The following is a 15,285-nucleotide window of genomic DNA, read 5'->3' on the forward strand; positions in this document are numbered from 1 at the left end:
GCATGTCCACATCGACGCTCGAACGTCCCGCCGCCGGCGGCGGGACCCACCGGGACCCGGAGCTGTCCGGGTCACCGGCGCTCGCGACCCTGCGCCGCCACTGGCGCGCGGCCTCGCTGCTCGGCGTGCTCGTGGTGTGGGTGGTGGCCTGGGCGATCTTCAAGGACCAGTACACGCTGGTGATCGGGGGCTCCGCCCGCACACCGGTCTTCGACTGGCTCGGTGACCGCAGCGCGTGGGTCGAGCAGGCCGCGTCGAACGGCAGCAACCCGTTCATCAACCTCGCGGGTGCGATCGCCGATCTCGTCGACAGCGTGTTCGGGTGGCTCCAAAGCCTCTTCACCGTCGCCCACTTCCCCCGCCCGCTGCCGCAGATCGGCTGGCTCGGCACCATCGCGGTGGCCGCCCTGGTGGCGTACGCCGCGGCGGGCTGGCGCACGCTCGCGCTGGTGGTGCCCTGCTTCCTCGCCTTCGGCGTGCTCGGCTACTGGAACGACGCCGTCGACCTGCTGATCGTGACGTTCTTCGCGGTCGTGGTCTCGTGCCTCGTCGGCATCGCGATCGGTGTCCTGATGGCGCACAGCCGGCGCGTGTCCGCCTTCGTCACGCCGATCCTCGACGTGATGCAGACGATGCCGCCGTTCGTCTACCTGCTGCCGATGAGCATCCTGTTCGGGATCGGCCCCGCGGCCGCGGTGATGATGACGCTGATCTACGCCGCGCCGCCGGTCATCCGGATCACCGCGCACGGCATCCGGTCGGTCTCCGGTCCGGTGATCGAGGCGACCGACTCGCTCGGGCAGACCGGCCTCCAGCGGCTCTGGAACGTCGAGCTGCCGATGGCCAAGCGCACGATCATCGCCGGCATCAACCAGACCATGATGGCGGCGCTGTCGATGGCGACCATCGCGGCGTACATCGACAGCCCGGGCCTGGGCCAGCCGGTCCTCGACGGCCTCAAGCGCGGTCAGCTCGGCACCTCGTTCGTGGCCGGCATCGCGATCGTGATCATGGCGGTCATGCTCGATCGGTCGATGACCGCGGCCGGCTTCCGTGCCGAGCTCGCGGCCCGTGCCGGCGAGCGGGGTGGCCCGTTCCGCCGCGTCGGCCTGGCGGTCGCGACGGTCGGCACACTGGTCGCGCTCTACCTGTCCCACAACTACATCTGGGCCAACGAGTTCCCCGCCCAGCCCGACCTCGGGACGCCGCTGCGCAACGCGGTCGACCGGTTCGGCGAGTGGCTGCGTACCGACCTGTCGCACCTGACCGACGGCATCCAGCGCGGGTTCACCGACTACGGGCTCAACCCGATCCAGAGCCTCTTCGCGGACTCCCCCTGGTTCGTGACGGCAGCGGCCATCCTGGCGATCGCCGCGGTGGTCGGTGGCCGGCGCGCCGCTGTCGCCACGGTCCTCTGCCTCGGCATGATCCTCGGCCTCGGCCTGTGGAACCACGCCATGGAGACGCTGACCGCCTGCATCGTGGCGACCGTCGCCGTGGTGGTGCTCGCGGTGGTGCTCGGCGTGCTCATGGGCCGCAGCAACCGGGTCGACGTGGGCCTGCGGCCGATCCTCGACATGGGCCAGACGCTGCCGCCGTTCGTCTACCTCGTCCCGATCCTGATCCTGTTCGGCCCCAACCGCTTCACCGCGATGCTCGCCGGTGTCGTCTACGCCGCGCCGGTCGCGATCAAGCTGGTCGCCGACGGCATCCGCGCCGTCTCCCCCAACACGATCGAGGCTGCCGAGATGGCGGGCTCCTCGACCTGGCAGATGATCACCAAGGTCCAGCTGCCGATGGCCCGCAGCTCCGTGCTGCTGGCCACCAACCAGGGCCTGCTCTACGTGCTGTCGATGGTCGTCATCGGCGGCATGGCGGGCGCCGGCGCGCTCGGCTTCGACGTGGTGACCGGCTTCCGCCAGTCCAGCGCCGTCGGCCGCGGCCTCGCCGCGGGCATCACCATCGTGCTCATCGGCATCATGCTCGACCGCATCACGACGTACGGCGCCCAGCGCGCCTCCGCCACATCCCCAGATTCGCGGGCCTGAGACCCGGCGATGTTCCACATCCCCATCCCGAGAGGCAACAGCATGGAACTCAAGCGCCCGCGCACCGTCGCGGCTGCCCTGGCCGGACTCGGCCTGGCCGTCACCCTGACCGGGTGTGGCGGCGGGTCGATCCAGAACGCCACCTCCGAGAGCGACACCAAGTGCGACGACGACCTCAACGTCGCGATCAACCCCTGGGTCGGCTACGAGGCCGACGCCCACGTGCTCGGGTACGTGGCCGAGAACCGGCTGGGCTGCAAGGTCAACTACAAGGATCTCGACGAGCAGGTCTCCTGGAAGGGCTTCGGCAGCGGCGAGGTCGACGTCGTCGTGGAGAACTGGGGTCACCCGGAGCTGCAGAAGAAGTACATGGCCGACCAGGGTGGTGACGGCTCGGCCGTCGACTTCGGGTCGACCGGCAACGAGGGTGTCATCGGCTGGTACGTACCGCCGTGGATGGCGGAGAAGTACCCCGACATCACCGACTGGAAGAACCTCAACAAGTACGCCTCCCTGTTCAAGACCACCGAGTCCGGTGACAAGGGGACGCTCTACGACGGCGACCCGGGCTTCGTCACCAACGACGAGGCGCTGGTGAGCAACCTGAAGCTCGACTACAAGGTCGTCTACGCCGGCAGCGAGACCGCCCTCATCGAGGCGTTCCGCGATGCGGAGAAGAACAAGAAGCCGATGCTCGGCTACTTCTACGAGCCGCAGTGGTTCCTCAGCGAGGTGCCGCTGGTCAAGGTCGACCTGCCCGAGTACAAAGACGGCTGCGACGCCGACGCCGCCAAGGTCGCCTGCGACTACCCGGTCTACGACCTGAACAAGGTCGTCTCGAAGGAGTTCGCCGACTCCAAGAGCCCGGCGGTCGACCTGGTCAAGAACTTCACCTGGACCAACGAGGACCAGAACCTCGTCGCGAAGTACATCGCCGAGGACCAGATGGACCCCGACGAGGCCGCCAAGAAGTGGGTCGACGACAACCAGGACAAGGTCGACGCCTGGCTGAAGGACTGACCGCCGCCCGCACGAAGGAACACCCGACGACGGCCCGGCCACCGACCGGTGGCCGGGCCGTCGCGTACCCGAACGCATCTCGGAGCACCCACCAGGAGGAAACCTTGAGAATCGCATCCCTGACCACCGCCCTGCTCGCCGGCGCGGCCGTCGTCTCGCTGACGCTGCTCTCGCCGACCGGGTCGTCGGCCGCGACGAGCGCGACCGACGACACCTGCCCCGTGCGCGAGTACGCCATGGGCATCCGCTACCAGCAGTCGGCCCACGCCGCCGCGGCCCAGCTCCAGTCGTGGAGCATCGCGCAGGCCCGCCTGCGCAAGGCGATCGCCGACCACCCCGCCCAGCACGACCTCGCCGTCGTCACCGACCTCGACGAGACGGTCCTCGACAACAGCCCGCTGCTCGCCCGCGACCTCGAGGCGTGCCACACCTACACGACCTGGGACACCTGGTCGGACTGGGAGGTCAACGGTCATCCGACGCTGACGCCGGGCGCGGCCGACTTCTTCCGCTACGCCGACCGGCACCGCGTGACGATCTACTACATCTCCGACCGGTTCGAGGAGAACAAGTCCTCGACGATGGCGACGCTGCGCGACCTCGGCCTGCCTCAGGTCACCTCGGAGCAGGTGCTCCTCTACGGCCCGACCAAGGAGCAGCGTCGCCAGGTCGCAGCCGCCGACCACGAGGTCGTGCTCCTCCTCGGCGACAGCCTCCCCGACTTCCACGCCGACTTCGACGGCGCCACCCCCGACCGCCAGGCCGAGCTCGTCGCCCGGTACGCCGCCCACTTCGGCCGCGACTGGGTCATGTTCCCCAACGCGACGTACGGCAGCTGGCGCAAGTCCCCGCTGAAGGCCTGGGACGAGCCGCTCCCCTGATCTGAAAAGGATCTCGAGCCGCGGCAACCCTTTGCAGTGCCGGTGACCACTAGGGGGCGGATCAAGCGACGTTCGTCGCCTGATCCGCCTTCCTCCGGTGAATGACCTGCAAGGAGCACATCCCCCATGAACAACCCCACGCCCCGCGTGCGCCGCGGGCGTCACCGCCGCCGCTGGATCGCCGCCGGCCTGTTGGTCGCCGTGCCCGCCGTCGTCGCCCCCGGCCTCGTGCTCGCGCAGGAGGACTCGCCGTCCACGACGGTCGACGGCAGCGCCGACCAGCAGCAGACCTCCGTACGCAGTGGCGCGGTGCTCGAGGACAACGGCTCCGCCACCGCCGTCGGCACCGGCGTCCAGCAGCAGGAGCCGGTGGCGTCGGCCCAGCCCCAGACCGCTGGGGCCGGGTCGTACACGTGGAGGAACGCCCAGGTGGTGGGCGGCGGCTACGTCACCGGTCTGGTGTTCAACCAGAAGGAGAAGGGCCTGCTGTACGCGCGCACCGACATGGGCGGCGCCTACCGCTGGAACGCCGCGACCGAGCGGTGGATCCCGCTGACCGACTGGCTCGGCGAGAAGGACTGGAACCTGCTGGGCATCGACGCGGTGGCCACCGACCCCGTCGCCCCCAGACGGCTCTACCTCATGGCGGGCACCTACACCAACGACTGGGCGGGCAACGGCGCGATCCTGCGCTCCACGGACCGTGGCCGCACCTTCAAGCGCACCGGTCTGCCGTTCAAGGTGGGCGCGAACGAGCACGGCCGCGGGACGGGCGAACGGCTCGTGATCGACCCGGCCGACCACGGCACCCTGCTGCTGGGCAGCCGCAAGAACGGCCTGTGGCGCAGCACCGACTTCGGCGCGACCTGGCGACAGGTCTCCTCGTTCCCCGTCAAGAACGGCGCGAGCAGCGGCGCGGGTATCTCCTTCGTGACGTACGGCAGGGCCGGCAGCAGGACGATCTACGTCGGTGTCGCCGACTCGTCGACCTCCCTGTACCGCTCCACCGACGACGGCCGCACCTGGCAGGCCGTGGCCGGGCAGCCCACCGGCCAGATGCCGCACCACGGTGTGGTCTCCGGTGACGGCTCGCTGTACCTGACCTACAGCAACAGCACGGGCCCGATGGACGCGACGGCGGGCTCGGTGTGGAAGTACACGCCGAAGGGCGGGGCGTGGAAGAACATCTCCCCGTCGCAGGGCAGCTACGGGTTCTCCGGTCTGGCCGTCGACCCGCGCACGCCCGCCACGGTGATGGTCACCACCCTCGACCGCTGGTGGCCCGAGGACGAGATCTACCGCAGCACCGACGGCGGCGCGCACTGGAAGGCACTGGCCGGCAGGTCGAAGCGCAGCGCCTCCGGCGCTCCGTACGTCGGCACCCACACCGGGCACTGGATGACCGCCCTGGCCATCGACCCCTTCAGCTCCGGCCACGTGCTGTACGGCACCGGCAACGGCATCTGGCGCAGCAAGGACGCGAACGCCTCCGACAGCGGCGGCACCAGCCACTGGAGCTCAGGCGCCCGAGGTCTGGAGGAGACCTCGCTGCTGGACGCGATCGCCCCGCCCGGCGGCGCCACCGTCATCACCTCCATGGGCGACCAGGGCGGCTTCCGCCACGGCTCCCTGACCAAGGTGCCCTCGGGGCGGCTGGCGAACCCGCTGATGACCAACAGCACCGACATCGACTTCGCCCAGTCCAAGCCCTCGGCGATGGTGCGGGTCGGCCATGGCGGCGATCAGGACGGCGCCTACTCCACCGACGGCGGCAGCACCTGGAACGGCTTCGAGGCGGAGCCGGTGGCCGACGCGAACGACGGCCATGTCGCGCTCGCGGCGGACGGCTCCACGATCGTCTGGACGCAGGCCGGCCAGGCGCCGTACCGCTCGACCGACAAGGGGTCGAGCTGGTCGAGGGTCACCGGCCTGGGCTCCGACGCCGTGGTCGTCGCCGACCGCTCCTCGGCCACGACCTTCTACTCACTGTTCGGCGGCACGCTCTACGCCAGCACCGACGGCGGCGCGACCTTCACCGCCCGCGCCACCAACCTGCCCTCCGGCCGGCTCACGGCCGTGCCCGGCATCGCCGGTGACCTGTGGATCGCCGGCAGCGGCAAGGGACTGCTGCACTCCACCGACGGCGGCCGCACCTTCGCCACGCTCCGGTCCGTGCAGTCAGCCTCCGCCCTCGGCTTCGGCAAGGCGAAGCCGGGCGCTTCGTACCAGGCCCTGTACCTGATCGGCACCGTCAAGGACGTGACCGGAGTCTTCCGCTCCACCGACAAGGGCGCCACCTGGCTCCGCGTCAACGACGACGCCCACCAGTGGGGCGCCATCGGCAGCGTCGGCGTCATCACCGGCGATCCCGACACCTACGGCCGCGTCTACATCGGCACCAACGGACGCGGTCTGCAGTACGGCGACCCGTCCTGACCCCGGGGCGGGGTGATGGGCGGCAACCTTTTCGGCTCCGGTGGCAACTGCGCTGTGGAACGTCGACTTGATCTACCGAACGGATGGGCATGAGGACAACGAATCACGGCGCGGCGCAGCCGCCGCGCAGTCACCGGCTGGCCATCGGCCATCCGCTGACGCTGCTGGCCGTCAGTGTGGTGGTCTGCCTGGCCGCCGTGCTCCTCGTCGGGGGCAGCACGGACGCCTGGCGTGCCACCGACGAGTCCGTCACGGCTGCACCGTCCAGCGGCCCGGCCGATCCCGGCTCGCCGGCCGCGGCGCCCGACGCCGCGATCACGTCGACCGCATCGACTCAGCCGCCGGTCACGAGCCCGTCGCCGTCGCCCCGCCGTACCCGAAAGCCGTCGCCCGCCGGCACGCCGCGCACGCCTTCGAGCGCCCCGCGCACGGACTCCGCGGGGTCCACCGGATCGTTGGCCGAACGGATCAAGCCCGGTATCCGCTACCGGGGCGTCGCAACCGCCTACGAGGCGGGTGACGGGAACGGCGCCTGCCTCTATGGCCCGTCCGACGACCTCATGATCGCGGCGATGAACCACACCGACTACGAGTCGGCCAGGGCATGCGGTGCGTACGTCCGGGTACGCGCCGCCAACGGGGCTTCCATCACGGTGCGGATCGTCAACGAGTGCCCGCTGCCCTGCGAGCCCGGGCAGCTCGACCTCAGCCAACAGGCGTTCGCCAAGCTCGCCGATCTCTCCGTCGGCCGGCTCCCGATCACCTGGAAGCTGCTGAGCCCCGCCGAGATCGGCACCGTCTCGATCCGGTACAAGGCCGGGTCCAGTCAGTGGTGGTGCGGTATCCAGGTGATCGGCCACCGCAACCCGGTGGCCGCGCTCGAGGTGCGGACCAGCAACGGCTGGCGCAAGCTGCACCGCACCGACTACAACTACTTCCTCGCCGAGGACGGCAACGGCTGCGGCCGATCGATCAGGATCACCGACATCTACGGTGAGCGGCTGACCATCGGCGGGATCGCCCTCGAACCGGACGTCGCGCAGCCGACCGGGGTCCAGTTCGCCAGGCACTGACAGTGGATGGCGCTGCTACGCTCACGCCGCTTGTTAACGCGCACATCGCAGGGAGAGGGCAACCGCCGGAGATGCTCGCCGACGACGCGTCCGCAGAGTTCCACGACTTCTTCGAACGCCACTACGCCGAACTGGCGCGTCTCGCCCACCTCCTGACCGGCGAGAAGGACGCGGCGGACGATCTCGCCGCCGACGCGCTCGTCGCCCTGTGGCAGCGCTGGGACCGGCTGCGGGCGGCGCAGCACCCGGTCGCCTACGCCCGTGGTGTGGTGGCCAATCTGGCGCGGGAAAGGATCCGGAGCAGCGTACGTGAGCGACGGCGGGTGGCGCTGTTCTGGTCTCTCGGTGCGGAACACGTGAACGGGCCGGACGTCGCGGTCGTGCAGGACGTCCGAGCCGCGCTCACCCGGCTGCCGTTCCGCAAGCGGGCGTGCGTGGTCATGCGCCACGCCCTCGACCTGTCGGAGAAGGACACCGCCGCTGCGCTGGGCATCTCGGTCGGCACGGTGAAGAGTCAGACCTCGAAGGGGATGGCAGAGCTGGAACGGTTGCTCGGCGCGGATACGGTCGGCGAACTGGCGACAGGCGGGAGGAACCGGTGAACGACGAGATCAGCCGACGGCTGCGAGAGGCCGCCGCGGCTCACGAGCCCGACCGCGCCAGGATCCTGGCGCGCGTGGAGCGCGGCACGGCCGACCCCGGTGTCCGTCGCCGCACAGCGTCGATCGCCAGGTCCTGGCCCCGGGCGGCGATCGTCGGCCTCGTCGCCACCGCCACCCTGGCGACCGGTGGTCTCGCCGTCGCTGCCGCCATCGGCGGAGCGCCGTTGCTGCCGGCCACCGCGCCGCCCGCCCCCACGGTCCCATCCCCGACGGCGACGCCCCCGACCGTGACGCCGAGCCCGACGCCGTCGTCGCGCACCACCACCACGCACGGTCCCGCTCCGGCCCCGTCCCCTGCCCCCACCTGGGGCAGCGCGCACCCGACACCGTCGAACGACAGCCGGGCCGAGGACGGACCGTTGCGGTCCGAGGGCTCGCTGGACCCCCACAGCACGATCTACTGGACTCAGAACAACCTGACCCTGGAGACCACCGAGCCGCTCACCTCGGTCACCGTGGAGCTGCGCATCGCCCAGACCGGCGGCGTGCGGAACACCGGCAGCTGGCAGACGCTGCCCGGCGACGACTTCACCGTCACCGTCGAGGAGCCCGGCGGTGTCTTGCTCTACCGCTGGGTCCTCGAGCCGGGCCGCACCGTGCCGGCCGGACGGCACGAGTTCGCCAGTCAGTACAACCACGCGACCGGCGTCCGTGACCTCGAGCACGACAGCTACCGCATCGACGCCCACAGCTCGGGTGGTTCCTTCGCGGTCTGGGGAGGGTTCTCCTCGACCCGTTGAGACGTTCGCCGAGGAACGAACCGGTTGTCAGCCGCTGTTGGTGTGCGGGAATCTCAGTGTGGCTACGCGGCGGTCGAACTGCCATCGGCGTACGGCCGCCTTCCGCTTGCGGTCGACGGTGGAGACGAAGGGCGAGCCCGCCGGTAGGGCGGCGGTGAGATCTGCGAGAGCGACTCGCGTGACGCGCGGCGAGTTGTCGGGAGCCAGGGGCGCGGTCAGCCCCTGCCAGCGCATGAGGGTGAGCCCTTCGTGGTGGCCTACCGGGTCGATCCAGTTCGCATGACCAGGGTCCCGAAGAGCGATGACCCAGCTATAGCTGCCATCGGGGTTGGGGGCTGCTTGCGCGCTCGTCAGGCTGCTCGTGTGGCTGCGGTAGTCGTAGTCGACGTACCAGTTGCTGCCCACCTGGAACCCGAGGTAGCTCGCGGTTCCCTGTCCTGCGGTGACGACCAGCGCCTCATCATCGGTGAGGCTGAACGTTCCGGTGGTGACGTACTGGCTCTGCAGGCCGCCGGCACCCGTAGGGCGCGCAGGGGGAAGCGTGTTGGGGGGATGGACGTAGTTGTACTGCTCGGGGATCCTCACCCAGAGCGGAGCCGCGGAAGCGAGGAAGGCAGCGGCACGATCAGCAAGTTCGTCGAGACCAGGTTCGGGTACGACGGGTGCACCCCCGACGCGGCGGACCGCCAGGGAGGTGGGGGTCTGCGACCAGTCCGACATGGTGTCGCGGATCATGATCCGGCGAGCGCCGGGCGGCAGGTGCAGATGGTTGGGACGTCCTTGCGCCTCGTCGGGTCCGGCCGTGATCGTGAAGGTGCCGTCCGGAAGAACGTGGAGGTCGGGCTCCGCCAACAGTCCCAGGTTTCTGTTGAGCCTGCCCGCACGCTCGGGGCCCGCATCATCGACCTGGAACGTGAGGTCCGCGCTGGTTCCTCGGCGACCGGTGATCTCGTAGCGATGATCGGGCGACACGGTGACGTACTTGTACACGGTGTCCGGGTTGGGCAAGCCGGCTTCAGCGCCGGGATACAGATTCCACAGGACCCGGGGGCGATCGGGGCTGTCGTTCGCGGCATAGAGGGCACAGCAGTGCGTCAGCCCAGCCAGATAGTCCGTCAGATCGCTGCTGTCGTCGGGGTTCCTGCCGGCGCGGGTCCCTGCCAGCTCCGCCTCGAGACGGGCGACCTCGGCCAGCACCGCTGGATGCCGCCCCAGGTCGCGCGCGCGATGCTCCAGCAGTAACTGGTCGGACAAGTGGTCCGCGTTCGGGCTCCGCACGGGAGTCGGCGACGCGACCGCTGCGCGTGTCCCCCCGACGGTGGCCGCCGCGGCAACTCCAAGGGAGGCCAGGAAGGATCGTCTCCTCATGGAGGGCGGCCCACTCTCGATGGGGTGCATGGATCTATCTAACCGGCATCCAAGTAAGTCAACTACTTAAGTCCACCAACTAGACAGATTGCCCGCCCTTCGAGGCACAAATCACGAAGGCCCGGACCTTTCGGTCCGGGCCTTCGTTTCGGAGTAGCGGGGACAGGATTTGAACCTGTGACCTCTGGGTTATGAGCCCAGCGAGCTACCGAGCTGCTCCACCCCGCGTCGCAAGAAGAACTCTACCGCGAACCGGGCCGAACCCAAACTCGGCGTGCGACAAGCCGGCCCCGGTGCCACGGATGAGCAGAACCGCGCCTCGAACCAAATCACGAAGGCCCGGACCTTTCGGTCCGGGCCTTCGTTTCGGAGTAGCGGGGACAGGATTTGAACCTGTGACCTCTGGGTTATGAGCCCAGCGAGCTACCGAGCTGCTCCACCCCGCGTCGCAAGAACAACATTACACGCGCGGGGAAACGGACCCCTAATCGGAGACGTCCTCACCCGCCGGAGATGAGCTCGGCGGCCTGGTCGACCTTGTCCTGGGCCTCGGCGATGAGCCGCTCCCGCTCGGCGTAGTCACCGGCCTTGCCGGCCTCGTCGGCCTGGGCGAAGAGCGAACGGGCATCCTCGAGGAGCTGGCCGACCTCGCGCGGTGAGTCACCGGAGGAGGGCGGGGTGGTCTCGGGCGGGTTCTCGTCGGGGTCGGAGGCCGTCGGAGGCGTCGGGGAGGCGCCGGTGAGCGCGACCTCGAGGGCCTCGCTCAGCGTGGAGCCGTAGCCGACACGTCCGTCGTAGGAGACCAGCACGAAGGCGAGCTGGGCATAGCCCGAGGTCGAAGCGGTGGCCCGGCGGGCGTAGATCGGCTCGACGTACAGGATGCCGTTCTTCGCCGTCGGGTACGTCACCACCTGGCCCCACACGGGCGCCGATCCGGAGCGGTTGAACGAGGCGACCTCGTCGGCGATCGCCTTGTCCGTACGGAACTCGTTGGAGACCATGCCCGGACCCTGGGTGTCGTCGGGGAAGCCGGTGGATATCCGGATCTTCCCGTAGTTCTCGGACGTGGCGTCCGAGTCGACCGACATCATCGCCGCCAGGTTGGGGCGGTTGTAGGGCACGAAGGCAGAGGTCAGCGACCAGCGCGCGGTGCCCGAGCCGTCGTCGAGGAACATCCGGTAGGGCGTCTGCTGGTGGTTGTCGTCGTTCGGATCCTCGGGGACGGCCCAGCGCTCGTTGCCGGAGAAGAAGACGTCCGGGTCGGAGACGTGGTAGCGCGCCAGCTGGTAGCGCTGCACCTTGTAGAGGTCCTCGGGATAGCGAAGGTGCTCCATCAGCTCCTTCGGGATCGACGACTTCGGCATCACCGTGCCGGGGAAGGCCGCCTCCCACGTCTGCAGGATCGGGTCCGCCTCGTCCCACTCGTAGAGGGTGACGGTGCCGTCGTAGGCGTCCACGGTCGCCTTCACCGCGTTGCGCATGTAGTTGATCTCGTCGGTCGGCAGCGTCTGCACCCCGGCCGAGGTCTGGGTGGCGTCGTCGGTCATCGACGCGAACGAGTCGCGCGCGGCCTGCGGGTAGCGGTCGGTGGTGGTGTAGCCGTCGACCACCCACTGGATCCGCCCGCCGACGATCACCGGGTAGACGTCGTCGTCGAGCGTCAGCCACGGTGCGACCTTCTGCACCCGCTCCTTCGGGGAGCGGTCGTAGAGGATCTCGGAGTTTTCGTTGACGCGCGAGGAGAGCAGGAAGTTCGTGGAGCCGAACTGGATGGCGTACATCAGCTGGCGGAAGTTGGTCCCGATCGGGACACCGCCGGAACCTTCGTACGTCGTCCGGGTCTCGCCGTCCTCGGAGTTGTAGTCGAGCTCGACCGCGGCGCTGTCGTCTCCCTTGCCGACGATCGAGTACTCCGGCGAGTCCTCCCCGAAGTAGACCTTGTCCTGGAACTTGCCCTGGCCCGAGGTCAGGTCGTGCTGGCCGGTGCGGTCACCCTCGGCCCACTGCATCTGGCTCGACTCGGACTTGTCGTCGGCGCCGCGCATGTTGGCGTAGGAGGCGATCACGCCGTTGGAGTGGGTGTAGACCGTGTGCAGGTTGGTCCAGGTGCGGTCGGAGTCGGAGATGCCGGCCTGGTTGAGCTCGCGTACGCCGAGCACGACCGCGCGCTCCTTGCCGCCGACGTCGTAGGTGGAGATGTCGAGCGGCTCGTGCACCGAATAGTAGGAGCGGCCCTGCTGGACCTGCTCGAACTCGCGGTGCACCACCGCGGGATCGACGATCGGCAGCGAGGATGCGGTCTCGTTGAGCTGCTCGGGCGAGGCCCCGTCGGCCTCGGCCTGGGAGGTGTATTCGGTGACCTCGAGGTTGTCCTTGGAGATGCCGTACGCATCCTGGGTGGCCTTGATGTTGGCCGCCAGGTAGGGCTTCTCCTTGTCCTGCTCGCTCGGCCGGACCTGGAAGCCCTGCACGATCGCGGGCCAGATCATCCCGATCAGCAGCACCGAGATCGCGAACAGCGAGATCGCGATCGACGGCAGCTGCCAGCTGCGCCGCCACATGTTGAAGATGAACAGCGCGCCGCAGATCACCGCGATCGCGAGCAGGATCTGGTTGGCCGGGAGGACCGCGTGCTGGTCGGTGTAGGTCATCCCGTCCAGGCGCGGACCGGAGCCGTTGACCAGGTCGTAGCGGTCGACCCAGTAGTCGAGCCCCTTGACGAGCAGGATGAGCCCGAACATGGCACTGAGCTGGACCTGCGCCGACCGGGTGAACCGGTCGCGCTGGGCGGTGAGGCGGATCCCGCCGTAGACGTAGTGCACGATCATCGCGCCGAAGGTGCCGAGGATCAGCCCGGTCAGCGCGAAGTTGACCAGGTAGTGCCACCACGGCAGGTCGAAGATGTAGAAGCCGATGTCCTTCTTGAAGAACGCGTCGGTCTTGTCGAAGTCGCGCCCGTGGCGCCACATCAGATACGTACGCCAGTGACCCGCGCCGGAGAAGCCGGCGAAGATCCCGGAGACACCGGAGATGCCGATCAGCAGCCAGGTGCGGAGCGGAGCGATCGCGTCGCGGTAGCGGTCCAGGCCGCCGATGTCGTCGGCCGGATGGAAGTAGGGACGGGTGCGGTAGGCGAGCGCCGCGGGCAGCCCGATCATGATCGCCATCAGCACGCCGAAGATGACGAAGAGTGCCGTACGCGTCCAGAAGACCGTGCCGAAGACGCTGCTGAAGTCGATCGCGTCGTACCACAGCGCGTCGGTGTAGACCGCCGCGAAGGCGCTGATGCCGAAGAAGAGCACGATGACCGAGACGGCCGCGATCGCCAGCCATCGGTTGCGGCCGGTGCTCTGGTTGCGGACCGGCGCCTGCGCCGGATCGTCGTCGTCGAAGAGACTCATTCGTCGCCCTCGCTGTCGGGGTTGTCCTCGAGAGTGCCACGCAGCAGCTCGAGGAGCTCGGGGACCAGGTCGACGCCGCCGATGACCGACTGGTCGTCGTCGTGCGCCTTCAACCGCAGAGCACAGTACGTCGCACCAGCACGTGTCGCGCCGGCCACGATGCGTACCTCTTGCCGGTCGGGGTGCGCCTTGGCGAACTCCGCGGCCGCCTCGGCGTCCTCGGGGATCTTGCCGTCGGCGTCGGGGGGCAGCACCAGACGCTCGACGACCGCGGCGCAGCCGGTGACCCCGGCGGGCCAGGCGGTCGTCTGGAGGACCTCCTCCAGCTGGGTCGTCACCGGCACCTGGTCCTGCTCGATCGGGGTCAGCGACCCGTCCTGGTCGGGGTTGTCCAGGCCCATCATCGTGGCGAGCGCCGGCTCGGCCTTGACCAGCGCGGCGGTGTCGACGAGCGCGAAGAGCCGCGCCGGCCCGTCCCAGCCCTCGCTGGCGACATGGGCTTCGATCTCGAGCACGGCCGCGGCCAGCGCGGGGTCCGTCTCCAGGTCGAGACCGCGGCTGAGCTCAGGCGTGGGCCCGGGCGTGGGCTCAGGGGTGTCGTTCACTTCGTGCTCCCACAGGTCGGCAGCTTGGCATTCGGGTCCTTGGTCCAGGTCTCGATCGCCTTGATGGCGTCATCGAGCGTCTCCACGCGGGTCAGGCGCATGTCACCGTTCTCGGCTCCCTCGACGTCTTGGCAGTTGCCCGCGGGCACCAGGAAGAGCTTGGCGCCGTCCGAGGCCGCACCGGGGATCTTCTGCTGGATCCCACCGATCGGGCCGACGTTGCCGGAGCCGTCGATGGTGCCGGTGCCGGCGATCCTCTTGTTGTCGGTCAGCGGGCCCTCGGTGAGGGTGTCGTAGACGGAGAGCGCCATCATCAGGCCGGCGCTCGGTCCGCCGATGGCCGGGTCGAGGGTGATCTTGACGTCGTAGGGGAAGTCGTAGGTCGTTCCCAGCGAGACGCCGATGAAGGCCTTGCCCTCCTTCTCACCGGTCTTGATGGACTCGGTGAGCGTCTTGCCCTTGCGCTCGACGGTCAGCTGGATCGTGTCGCCCGGCTTGACCTTCTGCACCGCGGCGACGACCTCCTCGGGGGTGTCGACCGCCTTGTCGCCGACCTTGGTGATCACGTCGTCGGCCTTCAGCTTGCCGGCGGCCGGGGCGTCCTTGCTGACCTCGGCGACCGAGACCTCGTCGACGTCCTCGCCGAGCTTGGTCAGCGCGGCCGCGATCGCCGCGTCCTGGGCGCTGGCCATCTGCACCTGCCCGGCCTCGCGGTCGTCCTCGACCGTGCCCTGATCGGGGTAGGCGACCTCGCGCGGGTAGACCGCCTCGGTGTCGCTCATCCAGGCGCCGAGCAGGGTCCAGAGGCCGAGCTTCGCCTCGCGGGTGGTCTCGGAGACGGTGGTCATCCGCAGCTGTGCCTGCTTGCCGTTGCGGTAGACCTTGTGGCCCTTGACCTGGACGATGTCCTTGCCGTCGAACTTGCCCAGGACGTTCACCGTCGGCCCCGGGCTGTAGATCGTGTAGGGCAGCGGAACCACCCAGGCGATCACGATCAGGGCGACCACGAGCGGCAGGGCGACAAGACCGGCCAGGGTGCGCTGTGTCATAG

Annotated in this window: 11 protein-coding genes and 2 tRNA genes; 7 read left to right on the top strand and 6 right to left on the bottom strand. The window is 69.2% G+C overall.

The features are described from left to right. Positions 1-2 precede the first annotated feature (2 nt). The 7 genes from UG56_RS11145 to UG56_RS11175 all read left to right on the top strand — a co-directional run bounded on the left by UG56_RS11145 (position 3) and on the right by UG56_RS11175 (position 8,860). Entirely contained in the window at positions 3-2,048 is a 2,046-nt protein-coding gene (locus UG56_RS11145; protein WP_052693552.1) for an ABC transporter permease, read from the top strand. A 42-nt stretch (positions 2,049-2,090) separates the two neighbouring features. Further along, positions 2,091-3,068 (top strand): ABC transporter substrate-binding protein, encoded by a 978-nt coding sequence (locus UG56_RS11150; protein WP_045548906.1) that lies wholly within the window; start codon positions 2,091-2,093, stop codon positions 3,066-3,068. A 104-nt stretch (positions 3,069-3,172) separates the two neighbouring features. Next, on the top strand, positions 3,173-3,949 hold the full coding sequence (locus UG56_RS11155; RefSeq protein ID WP_052693554.1) for a 5'-nucleotidase, lipoprotein e(P4) family: 777 nt from the start codon (positions 3,173-3,175) through the stop codon (positions 3,947-3,949). Between the two features lie 126 nt (positions 3,950-4,075). Continuing rightward, the gene (locus tag UG56_RS11160) at positions 4,076-6,385 is read left to right on the top strand and encodes a carbohydrate-binding protein (RefSeq protein WP_045548899.1); all 2,310 of its coding nucleotides are present in this window, start codon (positions 4,076-4,078) and stop codon (positions 6,383-6,385) included. A gap of 89 nt (positions 6,386-6,474) precedes the next feature. Then, a complete protein-coding gene (locus tag UG56_RS11165) occupies positions 6,475-7,458 on the top strand; it encodes an expansin EXLX1 family cellulose-binding protein (protein WP_071327031.1) in 984 nt (327 codons plus the stop codon). 71 nt (positions 7,459-7,529) lie between these two features. Continuing rightward, positions 7,530-8,060 (top strand): SigE family RNA polymerase sigma factor, encoded by a 531-nt coding sequence (locus UG56_RS11170; protein WP_045552180.1) that lies wholly within the window; start codon positions 7,530-7,532, stop codon positions 8,058-8,060. Then, positions 8,057-8,860 carry a hypothetical protein gene (locus UG56_RS11175; RefSeq protein WP_071327028.1) on the top strand — a complete coding sequence of 268 codons (804 nt, stop codon included), beginning with the start codon at positions 8,057-8,059 and terminating at the stop codon, positions 8,858-8,860. Before UG56_RS11170 ends, UG56_RS11175 begins: the two co-directional genes overlap by 4 nt. A gap of 27 nt (positions 8,861-8,887) precedes the next feature. Here the strand turns inward: UG56_RS11175 and UG56_RS11180 are convergent, their stop codons facing one another. The 6 genes from UG56_RS11180 to UG56_RS11205 all read right to left on the bottom strand — a co-directional run bounded on the left by UG56_RS11180 (position 8,888) and on the right by UG56_RS11205 (position 15,283). Continuing rightward, positions 8,888-10,114 carry a hypothetical protein gene (locus UG56_RS11180; protein ID WP_143054998.1) on the bottom strand — a complete coding sequence of 409 codons (1,227 nt, stop codon included), beginning with the start codon at positions 10,112-10,114 and terminating at the stop codon, positions 8,888-8,890. A 268-nt stretch (positions 10,115-10,382) separates the two neighbouring features. Then, positions 10,383-10,456, bottom strand: a tRNA-Met gene (locus tag UG56_RS11185). Positions 10,457-10,600: 144 nt separating this feature from the next. Continuing rightward, positions 10,601-10,674: transfer RNA gene (locus UG56_RS11190), tRNA-Met, on the bottom strand. A gap of 54 nt (positions 10,675-10,728) precedes the next feature. After that, the gene (locus UG56_RS11195) at positions 10,729-13,629 is read right to left on the bottom strand and encodes a UPF0182 family membrane protein (protein WP_052694191.1); all 2,901 of its coding nucleotides are present in this window, start codon (positions 13,627-13,629) and stop codon (positions 10,729-10,731) included. Continuing rightward, the gene (locus UG56_RS11200; RefSeq protein ID WP_218145195.1) at positions 13,626-14,234 is read right to left on the bottom strand and encodes a PPA1309 family protein; all 609 of its coding nucleotides are present in this window, start codon (positions 14,232-14,234) and stop codon (positions 13,626-13,628) included. The genes UG56_RS11195 and UG56_RS11200 overlap by 4 nt, the downstream gene beginning before the upstream one ends. Then, positions 14,231-15,283, bottom strand: a complete 1,053-nt coding sequence (locus tag UG56_RS11205; RefSeq protein WP_045551650.1) for a YlbL family protein — start codon at positions 15,281-15,283, stop codon at positions 14,231-14,233. Before UG56_RS11205 ends, UG56_RS11200 begins: the two co-directional genes overlap by 4 nt. Between the last annotated feature and the right edge of the window lie 2 nt (positions 15,284-15,285).

Origin of the sequence: Nocardioides luteus (assembly GCF_000960475.2) — a bacterium.
In the GTDB taxonomy this organism is placed as follows: Bacteria; Actinomycetota; Actinomycetes; order Propionibacteriales; family Nocardioidaceae; genus Nocardioides; species Nocardioides luteus_A.